The sequence below is a fragment of the Rhodococcus sp. (in: high G+C Gram-positive bacteria) genome, assembly GCF_049286785.1.
Taxonomy (GTDB): domain Bacteria; phylum Actinomycetota; class Actinomycetes; order Mycobacteriales; family Mycobacteriaceae; genus Rhodococcus_F.
The window spans coordinates 1-3,732 of the sequence record NZ_JBAQEO010000167.1 but is presented as its reverse complement, the minus strand read 5'-3'; the positions used below and the strand labels follow the sequence as shown (position 1 = coordinate 3,732).

Here is a 3,732-nt window from a genome sequence, read left to right as displayed (position 1 = left end):
CATGGAGATGCGGCGTGCGGGTAAGCGCAACGCGATCAACAGGGCAATGGCCGATGAACTGGATCGGGCTTTGACGGTGCTGGACGAGGACGACGATCTGTGGGTCGGTGTCCTCGCAGCGGATGGGCCCGTGTTCAGCGCGGGCAGCGACCTGACGGCCGGCGGCGACTACTACACCGAGCGCGGTGGTGAGTACGGAGTCATCCGGCGGCACCGCGCGAAGCCGCTCATCGGTGCTGTGGATGGCCCAGCGCTCGGCGGCGGATTCGAGATCGTGCTCGCGTGCGATCTCGTCGTCGCGTCGGAGGCTGCAACGTTCGGTCTGCCCGAGGTGGCGATCGGACTCGTGCCCACGTGCGCCGGGCTGTTTCGCGCGCCGCGATCGTTGCCACTCAACCTCGCGCGCGAACTGGTCCTCACCGGTGATCCCATTTCTGCATCGCGCGCGTACGCGGCGGGCTTCGTCAACGTCCTGGCACCTGTGGGTGAGGCGAAGTCGGCGGCAGTGCAACTTGCGAAGCGGATCTGCAAGAACGCTCCCGTTGCGGTGCGGGCGTCCCTTGCCGCGGTCAACGAGATGGCCTCCGCCGACGATGCGGCCGGGTGGGAGATCACCGGCACCGCAATGCGTGCGATCGCCGGCTCCGCGGACGCCGCCGAAGGTGTGCGTGCGTTTCTCGAGAAGCGTTCCCCCGAATGGACGGGCCGCTAGGTGCCCACCACATACATAACGTAGTAAACTATGTATACGCTATCTGACCTGAGGGGAGCTTATCCGTGGAAACTTTGAAGGTGGAACGCCACGACGGTGTCGTGACGGTGACCATGTCACGCCCGGAGAAGAAGAATGCTGCGAACGAAGCGATGTGGCGTGAGCTCGCCGAGACGTTCACGGCCGTCGAGCGCAACGATCAGGACCGCGTTCTCGTCCTCACCGGTGCCGGTGGCGATTTCTGCTCCGGAGCCGACCTCGCAGGGATGCGCGAGGACGCCCTCCGGTACATGGCCGACGCCGGTGAAGCCGCTCGTACCCTGCACGCCTTGACGATCCCCACCATTGCCAAGGTCGACGGCGTCGCCGTCGGTGCAGGCTGGAACCTCGCGCTCGGTTGTGATCTCGTGGTCGCCACCGACCGCGCTCGGTTCTCCCAGATCTTCGTTCGCCGGGCGCTGTCGGTGGACATGGGCGGGTCGTGGCTGCTGCCCAAACTCGTCGGTATCCAGAAGGCCAAGGAGATCGCATTCTTCGGCGACATGTACTCGGCCGCCGAAGCAGCCGAGTTGGGTCTCGTCACACGCCTCGTGACACCCGACGAACTCGACGACACGGTCGATGCGATGGCTCGCCGCCTCGTCGACGGACCCGCGCAGGCATTGTCTCTGGCCAAGCAACTACTCGATGCGAGCGCCGAAGGCGGCGGCATGGAAGCAGCGCTGCGCCGGGAAGCTCACGCTCAGGCGAACAACATCAACGGTGACGACGCCAAGGAAGCCAAGGCCGCCTTCCTCGAGAAGCGAGTACCGGTTTTCCGCCCCGGCGCAGCGGCAGCTGTATAGCAGGCGCTTCGCCGAGTGCTCCAGGCTGAAAGGGCCGTCCATGACCGATGTCGACACCGGTACAACCGATGCTGGGGACCTGACGACACTGAACGATATCTTGAGGATCGAGCAACTCGACGGAGATCTGTTCCGTGCCTTACCGGTCCATCACGACGGTAGGCCTCTGTTCGGTGGACAGATCGCGGCCCAATGCCTGCTCGCGTGCGGCGCGACGGTTCCGGAAGGCCGGCATCCGCATTCGCTGCACGGCTACTTTTTGCGACGAGGTGATTCTGCACGGCCCGTGGTCTACCGAGTGGACCGCGACCGTGACGGTCGTAGCTATTCCGCACGTCGCGTCGTCGCTCTGCAGGATGGCGAGGTGCTCTTCAGCATGGCGGCGTCGTTCCGCGTCCGCACCGACGGCGCAGAACTTGACGGTGAGCCGCCTGTGCCGATGCCCCCGCCGGAGGAGTGCCGTCCCATCCCGAGCGAGCTGCCCCTCGATGCGCGGGTCGACGAGTGGCCGAACCGCACACAGTTCTTCCCGACGAGATTCCATGTTCGTCCGACATGCGAGTTGCCGGCGGGAGATGTGCTCGTGCATGCGGCCGCGTTGACGTACATGTCGGACTTCTCTACAGGATTGCCGAGGCTCCTCGGTGGGGAGGTTCTCGGCCCGAGCCTCGACCATGCGCTGTGGTTTCACGATGTGCCGAAGTGGGACGGGTGGCTCCGCGTCGACTACGAACCGGGCGCCGCCGGCGGCAAACGCGGCTGGTACTCCGGGGCCATTCGCAACGAGGCCGGTCGCCGCATCGCGAGCCTCACGCAGGAAATGGTCTATCGCGACGACGATTCTGTAACCATGGCGGGATGAGGGGAATTCGATGAACGAGGTCGATTCGGGGTCCGGCGTTCCACTTGCCGCCGAGGTCGCTGCCCAGGCGGTCCGCCGGCTCACCTCTGCGATACTCGACGCCCGATCGCGCAGTGTAGCGAATCCGGATGTCTCGGAAAAGATTTCGGCTCTTGCGGATCGACTGGAGGCCGTAGCGGCAGACCCGCGGGAGTGCGTCACCGGAGAGATCGGAACGCAGGAGGGAGTGCTCGAGCGCAGTCCCGTGAGCGGTCCGAAGAATCCTGTCGCGGTGCCGCTTCGCTTCGAGCACTGCGAGGACGGATCGTCAATTGCCCGCACCGAATTCCCCCGGCAATACCAAGGGCCGCCCGGGATCGTTCACGGCGGCATCTCGGGTCTCGTGCTCGACGTCGCCATGGCGGTCGCGAACCGCACGGCCGGACGAGCCGGTATGACCGCGGAGATGACGCTGCGCTATTTGCGGCCGACGCCCCTGCATACGGAAGTGACAGTGCGCGGGCGACATCTGCGCGTCGAAGGACGCAAGGTCTGGTCGCAGGGGACGCTCGAAGTGGACGGCGAGCCGACCGTGGTCTGCGACGGACTGTTCATCATGAAGGAACCCGCCCTGTGACCATCGTCGAAAGTCTCTCGCTGCCTGTCTCGGAGGTGGAACTCGAGTACGCCGCTGCGCTCGAACGTGACGCCGAGCAGTTACGCCGAATCGTGGATCTGCTCCAGCGCGTCGACGCCGACGATCCACTGCTTCTCGACGTCGCCGCGGAGCTCGATGCACTCTCCGAGCATCTGGAGAATCCGACCGCAACGGTGACCGAAACGATCCGCAACCCCGGTTGGCGCCACGACCCGGTCAGTGGAGTCGAGAACGCGATCGCGCCCCCGATCGTCCTCGAGGCCGGCCCCGGAGGAACCGTAACGGCGGAAGTCGAATTCGGACTTCCGTATCAAGGTCCCAACTCCTTCGTGCACGGCGGAGTCTCTGCGATGGTCATGGACCACGTGCTCAGCGCGGTCACCGCGCCGAAAGACGGACCCATCTTCACCGCGCAGCTCACCGTCCGGTACCACCGGCCCCTGCCGCTGTTCGTGCCACTGACTGTCGTGGCGCGGGTGAAGGAGCGCGAGGGACGCAAGATCTGGACCACCGGAGAAATCGCCGTCGACGGAAAGGTCGCCGTGTCGGCCGAAGGCCTGTTCATCGAACAGCGTCCGACGCCTGCACAGTAGACATTCGGACCGGTCGGACAAGGAGGCAACGTGGTCACGTGGAATATTCCGGATTCGCGGAAAGAGCTGTCGCGCTATTACAC

Annotated in this window: 5 protein-coding genes; all 5 read left to right on the top strand. The window is 65.2% G+C overall.

Features of this window, described 5'->3' with window-relative positions; translation table 11 throughout:
* Positions 1-712, top strand: a 712-nt coding sequence (locus tag WAW17_RS06895; protein WP_422332255.1) for an enoyl-CoA hydratase-related protein, incomplete at its 5' end; no start/stop codon positions are given.
* 65 nt (positions 713-777) lie between these two features.
* Complete coding sequence (locus WAW17_RS06890; protein WP_422332254.1) at positions 778-1,557, top strand: enoyl-CoA hydratase/isomerase family protein; 780 nt, start codon at positions 778-780, stop codon at positions 1,555-1,557.
* A 40-nt stretch (positions 1,558-1,597) separates the two neighbouring features.
* Complete coding sequence (locus WAW17_RS06885) at positions 1,598-2,419, top strand: acyl-CoA thioesterase (protein WP_422332253.1); 822 nt, start codon at positions 1,598-1,600, stop codon at positions 2,417-2,419.
* Between the two features lie 10 nt (positions 2,420-2,429).
* Entirely contained in the window at positions 2,430-3,035 is a 606-nt protein-coding gene (locus tag WAW17_RS06880; protein ID WP_422332252.1) for a PaaI family thioesterase, read from the top strand.
* Positions 3,032-3,649: a PaaI family thioesterase gene (locus WAW17_RS06875; protein WP_422332251.1), complete on the top strand. Its 618-nt coding sequence runs from the start codon at positions 3,032-3,034 to the stop codon at positions 3,647-3,649. The genes WAW17_RS06880 and WAW17_RS06875 overlap by 4 nt, the downstream gene beginning before the upstream one ends.
* Positions 3,650-3,732 lie beyond the last annotated feature (83 nt).